Consider the following 18,494-nt stretch of genomic DNA (forward strand, 5'->3'; position numbering starts at 1 on the left):
AATTGAAGGCGGTTGAAACCGCTACCGAGTTCCTCCTCATGTCTAAAGCCAGGGGCTTCCCTCTCGTTTTTTGGTGAGGAAAAGACGCCTGGCCGGAGTTGCCCACCATGCCCAAAACTGTGCCTTTTTGTACCTGCATTCCCGGCTTGACAACAATGCTGTTTTGGCGGAGGTGGCAATATTGGGCTTCCCAACCGCCACCGTGATCGATTACCATGCCGTTGCCACATTCTGTACCTGCGACGTTGGCTTTGTCTGTCTGGTTTTGCAAACGTCGATCGACTACACCATCTCGCACTCGCAAAACTTTGCCCGCTGCGGATGCGATAACTGGAACGCCTTTTGCCATTGCTTTGGCGTCGGGAATGGCGAAATCTATGCCGTCGTGCCCGTCGTAGGTTTGCCGCCCGCAGCCGAAATCGACGGCGGCTGGGCTTGGATCGCGATCGAAATAGTGCATGATAAAACAGTCTTTGCCTAGGGTACAGGCGATCGGCTTACCGAATTGCCCGCTGGGTTTTTGGGCTACTGCGGTTGAAACGAGGCGCTGGGCGATCGTGTTGGCTTGGGCGATCGGCGCATTGACTGAGCTGTTGGTAGCACAGGCAGCCGTACTTGTCAACCCCACGGTTAACAAAATTGCAGAAAAGTGTTTTTTTGATATGATAGTCATTCGTCGGTGGGAGATAAAATTTGAGGAATGAAGTCAGTTAACAGTTGACAGTTGACAGTTGACAGTTGACAGTTGACAGTTGACAGTTAACAGTTAACTGTTGACAGCTTGCCTAGATATGGAAGTCCGAGGATTGAAGCAATGAATAGTCTTCTTTTAATTTCTCCTTCAAAGGGTTCCGGCTTTAAACCAATTCCTTCAGGTCAAAAATCAATCAATCATTCAAAATATAGTTGGCTCAATCATCTAGACGATCGATAAGGCGTTTTAGTTTCCCATATTTATTGTAAACTGTCGCGTCTTTTATTTATAATAAACTGTTTATTGAGACTTTTGTAGAGCGGAATTTCTGCCCGCTAGAGAGGTTAAATTGCAAAAGCAAAACAGCTTGATCTTCTCAGTTTTTACTGCTTAATTGGTTAAAAAATGCTCTCTAAAATTCGATCGCTCATTTCGATAATTCGGCTTGGCGGCCTTGCGGTTGCTGCTTTGGCGATGTGGGCATTTGCCACCATTGCCGAAGAGGTTTTGGAAAAGGAAACCTACGCTTTCGATAAATCTATCTTACTATATCTGAGGAGCCTGCACACTCCGGTGCGCGATCGCCTCATGCTCGGCTTGACATTTTTGGGAGAACCCAATCTGCTGCTAATGCTGAGCGTGAGTTTGGGTATTATATTGTGGGTACGCAAACATCGCTCCGAAGCCACAACTATTGCAGTTACAGGCGTGGGAGGCCTGGGTTTAAATTTACTATTGAAACAACTGTTTGCGCGCGATCGACCTCAACTTTGGGAGCGCACGGTTGACGTAAAATTTTACAGTTTTCCTAGCGGACACGCGATGATTTCAATGATTATTTACGGTTTGCTAGGATATTTATTGGGTTCGCGCTTTCCCAAGCAGCGCTGGTTGATTTACAGCTTGACTGTGGTATTAATTGCTGCTATTGGTTTGAGCCGGCTTTATCTCGGAGTTCACTGGCCTACTGATGTGATTGCCGGTTATATTGCTGGTTTTATATGGCTGCTTGCCTGTATTTTTAGTTTACAAGTATGGAAGGAATTTCATGATTCTCGTGCTGTTCCTGAAGAGAACTTTTTGTCGCCCGATCGCTCAAATGACTGTTGAATGATATTATGTCCGCTGGCATCAATATCTAGCCGGGGCGGGTTTATTTATCCCTGAATTTAGTTTCAAATATTTAGAAAAAAATCTTGAAACAAAGTTACCGGATATGACAACTTACAACTGACAACTGACTACTGACTAACAACTGTTTGCTTTTGGGTAAAACACATCGCAATCCCTTTTTCGTAGTAAGCAGCCTCGTTAATAAAAATTGGATAAACAATCGATTTGTCTTCATACAAGACTGACTCACCATCAAAGGTCAAAAACATCGGATCGCCAGGATTTAGGGCTTCATAATCTCTGGATTGTAGCTGAGGATGAATCATTGCCTGAATTTCTCCAGACTTGTTTCTGGGATAGTCGATCGCCCCGATGGTGTGATAAACAGTCAGGGGATTTGTTGCAACTGGCATAGTGCCTTGATTGTAGCTTTCTACGCAGTCTAAAATTGTGCCGACAACTTGCTCGGTTTGCTGAAACAAAGAGGCATCTATTACGCCTTGTGGCACCGCACCAACTTCTAGCGTACCGCCTAACTCGGAGAGCGATCGCAGCAAAGGACTATCTTGATTCTGGGTTGTCGCAGCGAGTAGCTTGATGTGGGGGTATACGGATGTTAAATAAGCTGCTAGTTGCAGGTTAAATGGATGCTGGCTGGCGAGAATAAATGTTATCCCCATGTTGGATGTGGTGCTGTGCAAGTCGATGATTAAGCTTTGTTGCTGGGTGTTTTTTGAGCTAAAAATGTGGTAGATTTCTTTCGCCCGCTGGGCTTCGTAGCTGGAGAGGTGGGGATTTTCTAAATCTTGCTGTCGAAAGCAGCGGTTGAGGTCGATATCGATGTAGCGTCTCCCGATTTCGCAGGCTTGGGGATTGGCTAGCAGGGCGATTGTTTCAAAAGTCGATCGCCCAATTGACTCTGGCGCGCGATCGAACTTCTTCACAAGGTAAATGCCTGTGAGTTCGTTTCCGTGGGTTCCTCCCACTATGGCAACACGTTTAATTGGATTCATAAACAAAAAACTCCCTATGCCAAGGGTAGCATCATTTGTCATGATTTGGTAACAAAGACCTCAGAAACCCGGTTTCTCTTTATATTTTTTGTCACGCAACCAAAGACTCGTAGAAATCCGGTTTCTTGGCCTCGATGCGTAAACCTCAGAAACCGGGTTGATCTTTATATTTATCGTCACCCAACCAAAGACTCGTAGAAACCCGGTTTCTTGGCTTATTTCTAGTTACTTGAGTCAAAAGTTCGATCGCGAATCTCTCCCCAAACTTCATCGGGATTTAAACCCTGTTCATGTACTTGATATTTTTCACGAAATGCACTGAGAGATTCTCCAAAGCTAAGTTCGAGATTCTGTGGCTGTTTGCGGCGTTGAATGTATTCGCGCAAGGCGATTTCTACTAGGGTTTCGATCGCAATTTCTTCCTTAAGTGCGATCGCCTCTTGCAGCAGTGCCGTATCTACATTTAGGCTTGTCACCATTGGCTTTCCTCTTGTAACTGCTGTCTTAATTATATCTGTCTTGCCTTGCGCCATGCGAAAATCTCAGAAACCGGGTTTCTCTCAGTATTTCTCGCCACCCAACCAAAGACTCGTAGAAACCCGGTTTCTTGGCCCCATGCGAAAATCTCAGAAACCGGGTTTCTCTCAGTATTTATCGTTACCCAACCAAAAACTCGTAGAAACCCGGTTTCTTGGCCCCATGCGAAAATCTCAGAAACCGGGTTTCTCTCAGTATTTATCGTTACCCAACCAAAAACTCGTAGAAACCCGGTTTCTTGGCCCCATGCGGTTTCTCGCCTCCACAATCGCGCGTCATCTTTCCCGGAACGCCAAAATCTCTGTCAGAATAGAAACAAGATGGCGGGGAAACACACGGGGAAACAAAGATATGACGCAAGAGGAAGCACTGCGGCGAATTAACCGGGCGGCTGAGGAAAATTTGACGGAATTGGATTTGTCGGGGCTGGAGTTGGAGGATTTGCCGCCGGAGATTGGCAAGTGCACGCAGCTTGAGACGTTGGTGTTGGGGGAGGCAAATCGATGGATCGGTTTTGATGGTAAATGGACTCCGCAGCCGATTACGAATCAATTAAGCGCACTGCCGGAGGAAGTGCGCTCGCTGGGCAATTTGCGATCGATTAACCTCAGCGGCAATCCATTCGGAACGATACCAGAATTGCTGCTGGAAATGAAGCAATTAGAGAGTGTAAATTTAACCAGCATTGGTTTAACAGAAATCCCAGAAGCGATCGGCCAACTGTCCAATCTGACACAGCTTAACCTCAGTCACAATCCGATCGCCCAAATCCCAGAAGCGATCGCCCAACTGTCGAATCTGACAGAGCTGGTTCTCTGGGATAATCAGATAACTCAAATCCCAGATGCGTTAGCAAAGCTTTGTGAAGCACTCGCCCAACAGTCCAATCTGACAAAGCTTGACCTCAGTCGCAATCAGATTACCCAAATCCCAGAGGCGATTAGCCAATTGTCAAATCTGACACAGCTTGACTTCGAGTGGAATCAGATTACCCAAATCCCAGAGGCGATCGGCCAACTGTTAAATTTGACATGGCTTCATCTCAATAACAATCAGATCACCCAAATCCCAGAGGCGATCGGCCAACTGTTAAATTTGACATGGCTTCACCTCAATAACAATCAAATCACCCAAATCCCAGATGCAATCGGTCAACTGTCGAATCTGACAGGGCTTGACCTCAGTGACAATCAGATTACAGTCATCCCAGATGCGATCGGTCAACTATCGAATCTGACACTGCTTGACCTCAGTTACAATCAGATTACCGAAATTCCAGAGGCGATCTGGCAATTGTCGAATCTGACACTGCTTGCCCTCAGTAACAATCAGATTACAGTCATCCCAGAGGCGATCGGGCAACTGTCGAATCTGACACTGCTTGACCTCCGGAACAATCAGATTACAGTCATCCCAGAGGCGATCGGGCAATTGTCGAATCTGACACAGCTTGTCCTCTGGAACAATCAGATTACAGTCATCCCAGAAGCGATCGGGCAACTGTCGAATCTGACACGGCTTGACCTCAGTCACAATCAGATTACAGTCATCCCAGAGGCGCTCGGCAAACTCTCGAATCTCACACAGCTTGACCTCAGTTTCAATCAGATTGAAAAGATACCAGAATGCTTGGAAACACTGCCAAAACTTGAAAAACTCGACCTCCGCCGCAATCCCTTGCCCATTTCTCCAGAAGTCCTAGGGCCAGCCAACTGGAGGGAAGATCCCGGTACTCCCGAAGCCATTTTCAACTATCTCCAAAAACTCCGCAGTGGCGAAGTCCGCCCCCTCAACGAAGCCAAAGTCCTTCTCGTCGGGCAAGGTAGCGTCGGCAAAACCTCCCTGATTAACCGCCTCAGCCACAACAAATACAACCCCAACGAACCTCAAACCGACGGACTCAACATCACAGACTGGCAAATTACAGTCAATACCAAATCCGTCAAACTCAACGTTTGGGACTTCGGCGGACAAGAAATCTACCACGCCACCCACCAATTTTTCCTTACCAAACGCAGCCTCTACGTGCTGGTATGCAACTGCCGCATCAGCGAAGACGAAAACCGCCTCGAATACTGGTTGAAACTGATCGAAAGCTTCGGCGACGCATCCCCCGTGATCATAGTCGGCAACAAGTGCGACGAACAACCCCTGGATCTCAACCGCAAAGCATTGCGCGACAAATATCCCAACATCAAAGCCATTCTGGAAACTTCCTGCCAAAGTGGAAAGGGAATCGACGAACTCCGCAGCGCCATCAACAAGGAAATCTCCGAACTCAAAGAAGTTTACGATCTTTTGCCGCTAAGCTGGTTTCAAGTCAAGCAGAGTCTGGAAACCCTGAACAAAGACTTCATCAATATGAGTGAATACGCCAGTATCTGCTGCAAACAAAACATCTGGGAAGAAACCGACAAAACCCAATTGCTGGAACTGCTGCACAACCTGGGCATTGTCCTCAACTTCCGCGAACACCCCATCCTGCAATCTACCAATATCCTCAACCCTCACTGGGTGACGGAAGGAATCTATGCCCTCCTGTGCGACGAACATCTCAAAGTCGAAACTAAAGGCATTCTCACCTACGACGACCTCAGCCGCATCCTAGACTCACATAAATATCCCCGCCACCGTTACAACTGCCTGACTGAGTTGATGCAGGAATTTCAACTCTGCTTTCCCGTCAGCAATTGCCCCGCGCCGACTTTCCTCATCCCCGGCATCTTGCCGAAAGAACAACCGGAAAACACCAAACTCGAAGGCGAAACTCTGGAATTTCAATACCACTACGACATCCTCCCCGACAGCATTGTTTCGCGCTTCATTGTCCTGATGCACCACAAAATTCACGACAAAATCCACTGGCGGACTGGCGTAATGCTGGCCTACTGCGAAGGCGTTGATGTGTGCAACATCGCCCGGATCAAATCTGACCCGAAAGATCGAAAAATCTTTATAGCTGTTAGCGGGCGGGAATCGACGCGGCGTTCTTTTCTCACCATGATTCGCGATACGTTTAGCAAAATCCACAATTCTTTTGCGAATCTGGAAGTGAGTCAATGGGTTCCTGTTCCCGGACATCCCGATGCCGATCCGCTGGATTACGAGGAATTGCTGGGATTGGAGGATATGGGCGAGAATACTGTGCGCGTCGGTAAACTTAAGCTGAAACTGGATTTGCGGCAGTTGCTGGATGGCTATGATGCGATCGAAGTTCGGCGCAGAAAGCAAATGGGCGGCGAAGAAATGGAAAAATACGGAAGAGAATATAACGATCGTGTAGATGCTTCTAATTCTCAGCAAATTGTGTACAACGTTCACTTAGGTAATAACAAAATGACTCAAGATTCTCCCCAAAACAACAATAATTTTCAAGGCGCACAAATAGCCAACGCCGCTATCGCTAACGAAGTAAAAGATAACGCCCAACAAACACCCTCTGGCGGCATTCAAATCAATAACGCGAATACCGCTGAAATTCTACAACTGATTTCATCGATGCGCGAAACCGCCGCCCAGTTCCCCGAAGACATCCGCGAGGGCGTAATTATCGATATTGAAGATGTCGAAACGGAAGTCAAGAAACCGGAGAACAAATGGAATAAAACCAGGTTAAAAAAAAGCTTAACAGGTATTTTAGCGGCGGGTGCTGCGATCGGTGTTGGTGTCGCTGGCGTGACTGAATTTGCTAATAGTGCGATCGATGTCGCTCAAAAAGTTGGTGTCAAAATCGAGCTACCGTCAGGACGTTAAATTAGATCGATATCCCTGATTTCCTCGGTTTCTTGGCCCGATGCGTAAACCTCAGAAACCGGGTTTCTCTCAGTATTTCTCGTCACCCAACCAAAGACTCGTAGAAACCCGGTTTCTTGGCCCCGATGCGTAAACCTCGGTTTCTTGGCCCGATGCGTAAACCTCAGAAACCGGGTTTCTCTCTATATTTCTCGTCACCCAACCAAAGAATCGTAGAAACCCGGTTTCTGGGCCCCGATGGGTAGTTCTCTCCGGTCAATTACTGCGATCGCACTTATTGCCCGCGTTGTCTTCGGACATGATACGATCTAAAATTAAGGTAGATCGGGCGATCGCCCCCACAGCCAAAATCCCGGTATTGCCATGCGTAAAATTGTACTCTTCATTGCATCTAGTTTAGACGGTTACATCGCGCGATCGAATGGCGAGATTGACTGGCTGTATACAGACCAAAATTACGGTTATACTAAATTCTTAGATAGCATCGATACAGTCCTCATGGGTCGCAAAACCTACGAACAAGTTCTAACTTTTGGCGAGTATCCCTACCAAGAAAAAAAAAGTTATGTTTTTACCAAAAATCTAGATTTCGCAGCAACTTCTGATGTGGAAGTGGTAACACAATTAGAGATTTTTGTCAATGATTTGCGCTTGATTGAGGGCAAAAATATTTGGTTGGTGGGAGGCTCTCTGCTAATTCGCGATTTCCTGAACAACCATCTTGTAAACGAGCTAATTCTCTCGGTGCACCCGCTAATTTTGGGCGAGGGAATTCCTTTATTTACTAATCCCAATACTACAGCTTTGCAGCTAACTGGATGTCAGACTTACAGTTCGGGTATGGTTCAGCTATCCTATGATGTGGCGGCTTGAGGGCGCGCTCTGTTGTTAAGCGGATGATAAAATATTTTTGCTGCTGGTTGTTATTAATATCTGTTTTCTCAGTCGCGCTGCCGGCTGAGGCTTCTGTTTGCCGAAATTATCAAGGGCGCGAGATTTGTATTGTCGATATCAAACGCAGTGCGAAAAATTATTGGGAATACAGGGTGATTCTGAGTGTTGATGGAGTCAAACAGCCTCTGGAAGTTTACAATTGCCGCGATCGCACTACAGTTAAGCAAGATGGCACTGTTTTGGCGTTTGGACAAAACAACCCTGGTGAAATCGTCTGCCATTTTTTTAAGAAATAGCATATTCGGGACGGGCTAGAAGCCCATCCCACAAGAGTTGGAGACGGCGGTTGAAACCGCGTCTACACAAACGAAACCCGAGCTCAGAGGGGTTGAAGACGATGGTTAGAATTTGCCGTCAACTGCTGACACGCAGCGTTCGCAAATTAGCGGATGCTCGATCGACTCTCCGACATGAGTAGAATAGTTCCAGCATCGATCGCACTTATGGCCACCCACCTTAACAACACCAATCGCTAACTCTGGAGATTCGTAACTGTAGGGCAATCCTTCAATCACCACGTTCGATTCAACCAGTTCGACTTCTGATGTGATAAATAAGTACCGCAGTTCGTCTACGGCGTTGCTAGCCTTGGCAGAATCAGGTATCAAAGTGATGTTAGCCAGAATTTCCGACTGTTTATCGATCGCACTTAATGTCGCTTTCGGGATTTCAGGCGCTTTCACAATAGCCATTTCGGCGGTTGCTGTGGCCATAAGTGCGATCGGCTGTAACTCTACAAGCACCTTTTCGGGCACTTCCATCACAATCGGCTGTTTTTCCGGGAACACAATCGCCGCATCATTTCCAGCCACATCTAACCTCAGCAACTCAACTTGTGCTGCAATTTCTTGACGGTTTTCAGCAAACAACAAGTTACGGAAAACAAACCACAATGTGAATAGGAAACCGATCACTTCAAACAGTTCACCCAACATCGGAACCTGATTAATCGTATCCAAAACCGCCATTGTTATTCTACCAGTCAGCAACACAGAACCTAACAGCCCAAGTGTGACGATCGCCTTTTGGTATTCTGTGAAAAAATTGCCCATATACTCAGGCAAATCAGTCAAAAACTGGGCGCTTTCATCTAACAATTGCTGCCATTCCGCAGCCGACGGTTCAGCAACCGCCGTATACTCGACTACCTCAGAAGATTGAGCGCCCTTTTCGACAGTTTCCACAGCATCAATTGTCTTTACTGTCAATACTTTTGCAACACTTGCCGCCTGTGCTTCCTGTTGATCTTGTATTGCTTTTACCTTCTCCTCTGCGGCTAACTGAATTGCTGAATTTTGCGATCGCACATAATCCATCAATCCTTCGCTGCTAGGATTCAAACCTTGCAATTGCGCTCTTTTATCGACATCAGGAACATACAATAAAACCTTAGCTTCCAAAGAAGAACCGATCGCCTTTTCAGTCCTCGCCTGTTCCAAAACCTTATTAACTTCCCCGCGTACTTGTCGCAAATACTGCCAGCGAGTAGCCAATTCAGGATTATGCCATTTCGCATCAAGTTGCACCCAACCAGCCTCAAACACTGACTTGTAAGGAGTTGGATAGGGGAGATACTGCCAAATATCCTCAGCCATGTGACATAACACAGGTGCGATCGCCCGTGCCAAATTCTCAACTGCGATCGCAATTACCGTTTGACAACTGCGACGGCGCAGTGAATCTGTCGAACTGATGTAAAGTCGATCCTTGGCAATATCCAAGTAAAAATTAGATAAATCCACCGTGCAGAAATTCTGGACAGTTTGGAAGAATCGCGAAAATTGGAAGCTTTCAAAAGCATCTTGAACTTCCGCAAAAACTTCGCCCATTCTGTGCAGCATATAGCGATCGAGTTCCGGCAAATCCTCGTAAGCAACAGCATCTTTTGCCGGATCGAAATCGTGCAAATTCCCCAGCAAAAACTTAGCTGTATTGCGAATTTTGCGGTAAAGATCCGATTGCTGTTTGAGAATATTTTTGCCCAAAGGCACGTCGGCGGAATAGTCTACCGAAGATACCCACAGCCGCAAAACATCAGCGCCATATTCCTTAATTACTAAGGCCGGATCGACGACATTACCTTCAGATTTACTCATCTTCCGGCCTTTTTCATCGAGCACAAAACCGTGAGTCAAAACTGTTTTGTAAGGAGCAACGCCGTTAGTTGCTACACTGGTTAGCAAGCTCGATTGAAACCAGCCGCGATGTTGGTCTGAACCTTCCAAATAGATATCAGCAGGATAGTTTAATTCCGATCGCCCTTTTGCAACTGCGGCCCAGGAAGAACCGGAATCAAACCACACATCCATCGTGTCTGTACCCTTACGGTAAGTGCGGCCGTCATTGCGGTAAGATTCCGGCAGCAATTCGGCGATCGACATTTCCCACCAAGCATCCGAACCTTTGTCTGCAAAAATAGCTTGGACGTGGGCGATTGTCTCCGCATTCAACAGCGGTTCGTTCGTTTCTTCGTCGTAAAACACCGGAATCGGCACGCCCCAAGTCCGCTGACGAGAAATACACCAATCCGATCGATCGCTAACCATTGCAGTGATCCGATTTTCCCCTTGCGCGGGAATCCAATTCACACTAGAAATGGCCTTTAACGCTTCATCTCGGAACCCTGCAACCGACGCAAACCACTGTTCCGTCGCCCGAAAAATTGTCGGCTTTTTAGTGCGCCAATCGTAAGGATAGGAGTGAGGATAAGCTTCCTCTTTGATCAAACAATTTGCTTCGGCAAGGGCATCAATGACTGCGCCATTGCCATTTCCGAGGACATTTAGACCTGCGAAGACTCCAGCTTCGGCTGTGAAATTTCCGCTTTCATCAACGGGCGTTAAAACTGGTAAACCGCAGCGTTTCCCAACGATAAAATCTTCTTGTCCGTGGCCCGGCGCGGTGTGCACCAATCCGGTTCCTGAGTCAGCGGTAATGTAGTCGCCGCCGGCAACAATTGGGCTTTCGCGATCGAACAACGGATGTTTGTAGATGGAACCTTCTAAATCTTTACCTTTGAAGGTGGCCAGGATTTTTAATTCCGTGTTCAAAGTTGCCGACAGTCGATCGACCGCATCGACAGCAACTAAGATAAATTGTTGGGCGATGTGGGAATTTGCCGGCGGTTCCACCACCGCATAAGTCAGTTCGGGATTAACTGCGATCGCCAAGTTAGCCGGAATTGTCCAAGGGGTAGTCGTCCAAATCGCCGCCCAGAGGCTCGGCATATAGCGCTTGAGCTTCGTTTGCAAAGCTTTTGACAACTTTCTGACATGAAAGCCGACGTAGATGCTGCGCGAGACGTGGCCTTCGGGATATTCCAATTCAGCTTCGGCGAGGGCTGTTTTCGAGCTCGGACTCCAGTGCACGGGTTTGAAGCCGCGGTAGATGTAGCCTTTGAGCACCATTTCACCGAAAACGCCAATTTGAGCCGCTTCGTATTCGGGTTTCATGGTTAAATACGGGTGTTCCCAGTCGCCCCAAACGCCGTAGCGCTGGAAGGATGTGCGCTGCTGGGCCATTGTTTCCTGGGCGAAGGCGGCGGCTTTGCGGCGGAGATCGATCGGGGTAAGATTTAGCCGATCGTCCGATTTCATGTTCTGCAATACTTTAAGTTCGATCGGCAATCCGTGACAATCCCAACCGGGTACGTAGCGAACTTTTTTGCCGCGCAGCATTTGGTAGCGGTTGATGAAATCTTTGAGGATTTTGTTGAGGGCGTGGCCGATGTGGAGTTGTCCGTTGGCGTAGGGGGGCCCGTCGTGGAGGATGAACAAATCGCCTGGGTTATCGTGGGAAAGGCGATCGTAGATTTCTTGATCTGCCCAAAATTGTTGCAATTCTGGTTCCCGTTTGACGGCGTTGGCGCGCATATCAAACTTGGTTTTGGGCAAATTTACGGTGTCTTTGTAGGATTTTGCTTCCATTTTTGAGTAAACCTTTATGTAGTTAGCTGTTAGTAGAAGGAAGGAAGAAGGAAGAAGGAAGAAGGAAGAAGGAAGAAGGAAGAAAAATGCTTATACAGCAAGTTTTTTAGCCCTCAATATCTTAAGTTTAGTTAAGTGGACTTACTTATCAAGTCGGGTTAAATAATCATAATTAAGTTTGTAGTGAGGAATTTAGTCCTCTCTCGTCCTTGAAGGGCTGACAACCAGATATTCCAGTATAAGCGATCGACTGCACATTATAGCAGTGGACAGTTGACATTGGACAGTTGACAGTTAAGTGTGGGACTCAAACCCTTGATCTGTAACGGGTCTAGTTTTTATTTGTGGGTTATTTACGTCCGTGCCCGATGTGGAGGTTGCTATACATTTTAGTCGATCGGGCGATCGGCTATTCGCTCAACCAACTGAACATTTGACCGACGGTGAGACTGAAGGATTCAGCAAAGGTGGGGACGGGGACGATCGCGCCCGGTTGTTCAAACAGTGTTATGGTGCGATCGGCACGGGTAGCCACAAACCTTGACTACTCGTTACTTTCGCTCTGCGAAAGTAACGCAGATCCGGAGGCGAGGCCTCCATTTTCGCAGGCGAGGCTCTTCAAGAGTGACATGGGTTTCCTTTCGCCAAGAGCCTGGGAACCAGTTATTGAAAATGATTTAGGATTGCTATATTCTGATTTCTATATGGAGCTACGTTAACTAATTTTTGTAAGTCCGATCTAAAAATATAGTGATTAGAATTATTACTGCCACCTCCATCACATTTAATCAAAATCGAATGTGCTTGAGTGTAGAGAGAGATTCCATAATTTTCCCGCCATGATTTAATCGATTAACAAGCATAAATTACGGCGATTGGAAATCGCGTCTACACAGACAAAACCCGGATGGTGCGCGGGTTGAAGAGATAAAACATTTTTAGTCCGCGGAGGCGGACATCGTTTGTATAGCCGCGAATTCTATTCGCCGGGATTCTTGCCAAAAGAGAGATGCTACTCTAAAATAGTTATGATGACAGTTTAAAAAACTTAGAGATTAATATGAAAGATAAATTTAATTTTCACAACTGCGGTAATGATGATGCTTTATCTTTCGGTAACGCAATGCTTAAAGTAGAAAAACTTAAGGAAGCAGTAAATGGAGTTTTGCCTGAATATGGCTTAGGAGAGGCACTAGATAGTTGCTTAAAGCGACAGAAGCTATATATCGATGTAGGTTTAGCTACTGGCCAAGGACATTTTTTATATGAGAACTGGTTTGGTCAAGGTATAGATTGTGAAATTCTCAGAGTGGGTACTCAGGGTTGGAACAAAGGAAAAATTAAGATCAAACTCAATGTCACCATAGAATTTTGTCCCGACGAACCAGAAGTCGAAGAAACACCAGAAAACAACGAGTCAGAAACTAGCCAACCAGAATCTCCCCTCGATGATTTGCGCCGCCAACTTCTCAATCACGAAAATTCACCCAGCTAATCCATCAAACATCCGCGGTTAAAATACATCATGACTAAAACCCCCAGAATTCGCATTCCCCCAGAAGTCCGAAAATACGTATTCGATCGCAATAAATACCAGTGCCAAAGCTGCGGCCAAACCAAACTAGAAGCAGAACTGACGATCGATCATATCATCCCCCTAGGGCGCGGTGGCAGCAACGACATCAGCAACCTGCAAACCCTCTGCCGCACCTGCAACCAAAGGAAAACCGACAAACTAGACCCGCGCTTTAAGCGACACTTTGACCTGTGATATTGAGTATAATAAGTTTGACCGTTTGAGAGAGAAATTGCACTCTGCCATGCGATCGCACTTTTAACTCCTAGCTAGGATAACTGCAATGCTCACAAAAACAGTTGACATACAAGAAGCACAAACAAACTTAAAAGAGTTATTATCTCTAGCACTTAAAGGCATAGAAGTTGTGCTCACAGAAGGCGGCATTCCCCTTGTAGGCTTAGCGCCCATTGCATCCCCAGCTAAGCCGCGCACAGCAGGATTGCACGCTGGAACAATCTGGACAAGTGAGGATTTTGATGAGCCGTTATCTGATGAATTATGGACTGATAATCTATGAAATTACTCCTGGATACTCATACCAAATCCTGTTTAAATACTCCCTCTATTCTTCAGTCCGCGGAGGCGGACATCGTTTGTATAGCCGCGAATTCTATTCGCCGGGGATATTTGCCAAATATCCGGTCAAAATTGACTGGTAAAACTTACCATCGATAATACCGATAAGGATCGTCCCCATTCTCAAAATCCGTCTTGTAATCCGAGTGATAAAACTCCTGACTAGAACCGTTAAACACAGCACCATCAGCCTTAAAACTCGCCCCCAAATTAGCCAAAATCTGAGCATTAGCCCTGGTTTGTCGCCAGCGAGTAAAACGCAAATAAGTCTTAGCATCAGCATTCAAACTATCCGAGTCAATCTGAGAGAAAATCGCCACGCCCTTACCTACAGCAACCCGACTTAACAAACCGTCAGCACCGATTTCTCCCCCAGACTTAATCAACCAAGTATCATAAAAAGAGCGCGATCGCAAATCCGAACCGCTAAGCCCCTTCACCTCATCCCAACCCGGAACCGCCAGCGAACCCCCAAAATCCTTCGCCTGCTGCAAACCCACGCCCAAACCAGCGACAGGCACTTGACGCGGCAAGAAAAACGCCTTCCCGCCAGCATTCAAATAACCGCGTAATTCTGCATCTTTCAGATTCGCTTCTGCACCCACAATCGCCAAACCAACATCCTGAGAAAGCCCATTAGCCCGCTGATACATTACCCCCAAACTGTCCAACTTCTTGGCATCCTTTTCTCCCCCAATTAAAACCACTTTATCCGGCTTTCCAAGTACCGGAGAATTCATCCCGTAACTCACAACTTGTTGCACTAACTGCGCCGCCCCACCATCTACAGAATAATGGTCTTCCACATCCAACTCGTTTAAAATCAGTCGCCCTTTTCCATAATCCAATTCCATCAGTGGCGAATAAGCCAAATCAAACTCAGATTCCAAAATTGGCCGCCAACCGCTACGATGTGGCTTCTCCATTGAAGCGCTGCTGACAGCGCCGCGATTTCCCCAATGCCAGCCGTACCAAGGCATATTTGCCGGACTCAATCTTGACCCAGTTTGAGTTGTATCTGGATAAGCTTCAAGCAGCGTGCTTTCTCCCATCCAATCGCGCAAATCTTCACCGTCTAAACTGCTAATTGCTGCATGGTTATTCTCAACTGGATACGCGCGGCGGCTGACGTGTTCGGCAACCCGCAAACCCATGTTTTTTAGCCATTCCCGGCGCTGAGCAAACACCATTGCTTTGCCACCGTTTCGCACGAAAGTTTCTAAATTTCCTGGCAAATTTTGCCCGCTAGAAAAGGCTTCCCGACCGATAATTAGTAGCGATGAAACTTGCGAACCGTTCCACGGCACAAGCTGATAACCTAACTGCTTTAACATTGCCGATGTTTTGCCCACAGGATCGAAGATTGTCAGCGCATCCTTGACTTTGGTTTGATTGGCAAAAACCCGGAAAGGAAATGTATCAGAATGCGGGCGATCGCCAATTCGTGCAGTCAAGCGAATTTCGCCGTCAGCCTTGCTAGAAATTGTATTTGGTAATTTCACGTCAATTGGCAGAAATAGCGTGCCTGCTGTCTCAATTTTTCCCTTCTTTTCGCCAGTTGCTACCTCTTCTCCCCCGACCATAACTCGCCAATTGAGTGCAAAATCCTGCTGCGCTCTAGTATCGTTAATTAATACTATTTGCTTGGCCAATTTTCCGCCTGCAAAAAAGCTATGATCTTTGGCAGCAAAAGCCTGATTAGCACCAGCAATCCAAGCCAAAGTCGGGCCGTTATTATTCATAATTGCCTCCCCTGCCGGATAAATATTGTAAGCTTCGGGCTGCAAATGATGCATCAGATTATTCGACACTTGCTTCAAATAAACGCCCCGGCGACCCGATTGAAATGCTCCAAGATCCACCTTAGTTCTGCCAGCATCCGAAACCTCCCAACCGTGTCCTTGCTGCCAAGGAATCATCCCCCCAGACATTCCAAAAGTCCGCCAAGTCCGCCAAGTATTTGTACTGAATAACTGCTGCAACTTTTGAAAAGCAGGTGCAAAATCTAAATCCTTGCTGTTATGCCAGCTTTTATACTGCATATCCTTGACAAATTGCTCGCGAATTTTACCTTTATAAGTGGGATTTTCTAACTGATAAGCTTCTTTCCCCAAGTAAATTGCTGCAAATTCAGTCATCAAAGGCTCGCTAACAATCACTTTATCAAAACCTTGGCGGTTTCGCATCATTGTCGCGTGCAGAGGCGTGCCAAATTCTACCACCATGTAGGGCATTTCTCCGGTTTTGCTCCATTCGGAAATCCACTCTTCCCTCTCTTGCAATGGCATCACATTTAAATAAGAATTCAGCGAATAAACATCGCCGAAAGTGCCGCCTTGATGTACCATTACAGGTCTGGTTGGGTCTACCAATTTCATAGCAGCAAAAGCCTCGTTCCCCAAGGGGGTTTTGGCGCGCATCCGCTGGTCTTCTGTGGGGCCGAGAGTTCCTTCTATTTTTTTCTTGCCGATGCGGCGGGGATTTTGATCGTCACCGCTGCCGAAATAATTGGGACTTGTCGCCCACATTAATACTGAGGGATGATTGCGGTAGCGGCGCATTTCTGCTGCCATTCGCCCTTTCCAGCGATCGATTATTTGGCGGTTATTCCACTGTTCGCTCCAAGCTATGGGAGTAATATCTAACGCGGGAGCCATAATTGGAAAACCTTTGAGGTCTGCGCGTTCGGAAAATAGTTCTCGAAAGTGCCATCTACCCCGTTCGTCGTGATTCCAAGGCCAGATTTCTGCTATATTGAAACCGGCTTTTACATAGGCGTCTATTAAACTATCTGAAACTTCTAATGTGCCGCCTTCCCAAGTATCGGAATGTAAGGTGGGACGCAGGCGAAACTCGGTGCCATTTAAGAAAAACTTGCGCCCTTCTACCCAAAATTCGCGGAATCCGAAGGGTTGGTGATATTGCGTTTTGACGCCGCTGCCTGTTACTTCTAATTGCAGGGTGTAGAGGTTGGGTTGGCCGGCATCCCAAAGGCGGGGATTTTGCCAATCCCACTGGACTTGTACGGTTTGAATTGGTTTGGCTTGAACGCTGGCTGTTCCGATAAATTTTTGTTCAACTTTGCCTTTCTCGTCGAACATTTGGGCGATTAGTTGAACTTGACCGTTTTGGGTAATGTCTTTGAGTTCGACATCTAATTTAACTTGTTTCTTTCTGGTGGAAGTTTGGACGAATACGTCGCTAATTAGGGGGCCTTGGGGAACGCTAAAAATCCTGACTTCGCCGATGAGTCCGCGCGATTGCAAATTGGATTTTGTTGTATAAATTTCTGTGGGACTCATGATCACGGCTTTGTCTTTTTCGTCGGAGACTGCCGCGACTAAAATAGATATGGTATTTTGACCTGATTTGGCTACTTTTGTAATTTCAACAGTACCGTAAGGCGATTCGATTTGGCCGCAGTTAATGCCGTTAACAAAGATGATTGCATCGGTGCTGACTCTGGCTAAGTCGATAAAAATTCGGCGGTTTTGACCGTCGCCTGGGAGGTCTATATTTTTCTGATACCAAGCTTTTGATAGTTGTTTGCTGTTGAAATTTTCCCACTCTTTGCCGGTGCCGCGAGTGATGATTCCGGGTATGAATTCGTTTTTTTCTTCTTGCCAGTCTCCGGGTACTTGGATGGAGCCCCAACTTGGGGAGGCGGGGGGACTTTGGGGGTTGCCAATGGCGGGGACAAATTGCCAGGTGCCGTTGAGATAGATTTGGTCGCGCTTGTTGTCGATCGCACTGGCGGTAGCTGGGGTAAGATTGGGAAAGCCGATCGACATTACTGAGTTGTTGACCGAGTTGGGATTTTGCAGCGCGTAACCGATGAATCCGAAGACGATGGCGGCTGCGAAAAATAATCCGATAATTTTTGCCAGCTTGTGATTCACGGTAAGTTCCTCCCAGAAATCAACTTATCCAGTTTGTCGATTCATTTATCATAAGCTGCTGCGCGTATAAATTGTTTGGCTTCGACGAATGGAGAGAGGGGAGAGTGGGAGAGTGGGAGAGTGGGAGAGTGGGAGATGGGGAGAGTGGGAGATGGGGAGAGTGGGAGAGTGGGAGAGGGGGAGATGGGGAGATGGGGAGATGGGGAGATGGGGAGAGTGGGAGATGGGGAGAGTGGGAGCATTTTTCTTATTCCCTCTGACTGACAACTAACAACTGACAACTAACAACTGACAACTATCAACTGTCAACTGTCAACTGACTTCGGCAAATCTGTCTCTGGGAAGATGGCACGACCCCTACAAATGTGGTCATGTATAGGAAAAAGACATAATTAGTTTTAACAATATTGTTTCATCGGTACCAGAACTCGTGCGATCGCGCCATCGCTA

The 18,494-nt window shown here is 46.8% G+C and carries 15 protein-coding genes; 8 read left to right on the plus strand and 7 right to left on the minus strand.

The features are described from left to right. Nucleotides 1–673: M23 family metallopeptidase (locus tag QUB52_RS13765; RefSeq protein ID WP_332973476.1), on the minus strand; the 673-nt coding region annotated here is incomplete at its 3' end. Between the two features lie 426 nt (nucleotides 674–1,099). On the opposite strand from QUB52_RS13765, the gene QUB52_RS13770 reads away from it, so the two are divergent. Continuing rightward, nucleotides 1,100–1,804: a phosphatase PAP2 family protein gene (locus QUB52_RS13770; RefSeq protein WP_332967542.1), complete on the plus strand. Its 705-nt coding sequence runs from the start codon at nucleotides 1,100–1,102 to the stop codon at nucleotides 1,802–1,804. 131 nt (nucleotides 1,805–1,935) lie between these two features. Here the strand turns inward: QUB52_RS13770 and QUB52_RS13775 are convergent, their stop codons facing one another. Both QUB52_RS13775 and QUB52_RS13780 read right to left on the minus strand, forming a co-directional pair. Beyond that, a complete protein-coding gene (locus QUB52_RS13775; RefSeq protein WP_332973477.1) occupies nucleotides 1,936–2,820 on the minus strand; it encodes an aspartoacylase in 885 nt (294 codons plus the stop codon). 221 nt (nucleotides 2,821–3,041) lie between these two features. Then, complete coding sequence (locus tag QUB52_RS13780) at nucleotides 3,042–3,353, minus strand: type II toxin-antitoxin system VapB family antitoxin (RefSeq protein ID WP_332973478.1); 312 nt, start codon at nucleotides 3,351–3,353, stop codon at nucleotides 3,042–3,044. 355 nt (nucleotides 3,354–3,708) lie between these two features. Here QUB52_RS13780 and QUB52_RS13785 point away from each other — a divergent pair, with 355 nt between their 5' ends. The 3 genes from QUB52_RS13785 (at nucleotide 3,709) to QUB52_RS13795 (ending at nucleotide 8,300) form a co-directional block, all read left to right on the plus strand. Next, nucleotides 3,709–7,110, plus strand: coding sequence for a leucine-rich repeat domain-containing protein (locus QUB52_RS13785; protein WP_332973479.1), 3,402 nt, complete (start codon nucleotides 3,709–3,711; stop codon nucleotides 7,108–7,110). A 363-nt stretch (nucleotides 7,111–7,473) separates the two neighbouring features. After that, on the plus strand, nucleotides 7,474–7,983 hold the full coding sequence (locus tag QUB52_RS13790) for a dihydrofolate reductase family protein (RefSeq protein ID WP_332973480.1): 510 nt from the start codon (nucleotides 7,474–7,476) through the stop codon (nucleotides 7,981–7,983). Nucleotides 7,984–8,030: 47 nt separating this feature from the next. Next, nucleotides 8,031–8,300, plus strand: a complete 270-nt coding sequence (locus tag QUB52_RS13795; RefSeq protein ID WP_332973481.1) for a hypothetical protein — start codon at nucleotides 8,031–8,033, stop codon at nucleotides 8,298–8,300. A gap of 105 nt (nucleotides 8,301–8,405) precedes the next feature. Here QUB52_RS13795 and ileS read toward each other — a convergent pair whose 3' ends face one another. Continuing rightward, nucleotides 8,406–11,990 (minus strand): isoleucine--tRNA ligase, encoded by a 3,585-nt coding sequence (ileS, locus tag QUB52_RS13800; RefSeq protein WP_332973483.1) that lies wholly within the window; start codon nucleotides 11,988–11,990, stop codon nucleotides 8,406–8,408. Nucleotides 11,991–12,351: 361 nt separating this feature from the next. Between ileS and QUB52_RS13805 the strand changes: the two genes are divergently transcribed. Next, nucleotides 12,352–12,534: a hypothetical protein gene (locus tag QUB52_RS13805; protein WP_332973485.1), complete on the plus strand. Its 183-nt coding sequence runs from the start codon at nucleotides 12,352–12,354 to the stop codon at nucleotides 12,532–12,534. A 119-nt stretch (nucleotides 12,535–12,653) separates the two neighbouring features. On the opposite strand, the gene QUB52_RS13810 is transcribed toward QUB52_RS13805, so the two are convergent. After that, the gene (locus QUB52_RS13810; protein ID WP_332973533.1) at nucleotides 12,654–12,839 is read right to left on the minus strand and encodes an ISAzo13-like element transposase-related protein; all 186 of its coding nucleotides are present in this window, start codon (nucleotides 12,837–12,839) and stop codon (nucleotides 12,654–12,656) included. Nucleotides 12,840–13,050: 211 nt separating this feature from the next. Between QUB52_RS13810 and QUB52_RS13815 the strand changes: the two genes are divergently transcribed. The 3 genes from QUB52_RS13815 to QUB52_RS13825 all read left to right on the plus strand — a co-directional run bounded on the left by QUB52_RS13815 (nucleotide 13,051) and on the right by QUB52_RS13825 (nucleotide 14,086). Further along, complete coding sequence (locus QUB52_RS13815) at nucleotides 13,051–13,485, plus strand: KGK domain-containing protein (protein ID WP_332973486.1); 435 nt, start codon at nucleotides 13,051–13,053, stop codon at nucleotides 13,483–13,485. Nucleotides 13,486–13,515: 30 nt separating this feature from the next. Then, complete coding sequence (locus QUB52_RS13820) at nucleotides 13,516–13,761, plus strand: HNH endonuclease (RefSeq protein WP_265233552.1); 246 nt, start codon at nucleotides 13,516–13,518, stop codon at nucleotides 13,759–13,761. Between the two features lie 88 nt (nucleotides 13,762–13,849). After that, nucleotides 13,850–14,086 (plus strand): type II toxin-antitoxin system Phd/YefM family antitoxin, encoded by a 237-nt coding sequence (locus tag QUB52_RS13825; protein ID WP_332973488.1) that lies wholly within the window; start codon nucleotides 13,850–13,852, stop codon nucleotides 14,084–14,086. A 145-nt stretch (nucleotides 14,087–14,231) separates the two neighbouring features. Here the strand turns inward: QUB52_RS13825 and QUB52_RS13830 are convergent, their stop codons facing one another. Together QUB52_RS13830 and QUB52_RS13835 are read right to left on the minus strand one after the other, a co-directional pair. Continuing rightward, nucleotides 14,232–18,044, minus strand: coding sequence for a beta-galactosidase (locus QUB52_RS13830; RefSeq protein WP_332973489.1), 3,813 nt, complete (start codon nucleotides 18,042–18,044; stop codon nucleotides 14,232–14,234). A gap of 41 nt (nucleotides 18,045–18,085) precedes the next feature. Beyond that, nucleotides 18,086–18,286 carry a hypothetical protein gene (locus QUB52_RS13835; protein ID WP_332976201.1) on the minus strand — a complete coding sequence of 67 codons (201 nt, stop codon included), beginning with the start codon at nucleotides 18,284–18,286 and terminating at the stop codon, nucleotides 18,086–18,088. Between the last annotated feature and the right edge of the window lie 208 nt (nucleotides 18,287–18,494).

The organism is Microcoleus sp. A6-C6, from assembly GCF_036705955.1.
GTDB lineage: Bacteria > Cyanobacteriota > Cyanobacteriia > Cyanobacteriales > Microcoleaceae > Microcoleus.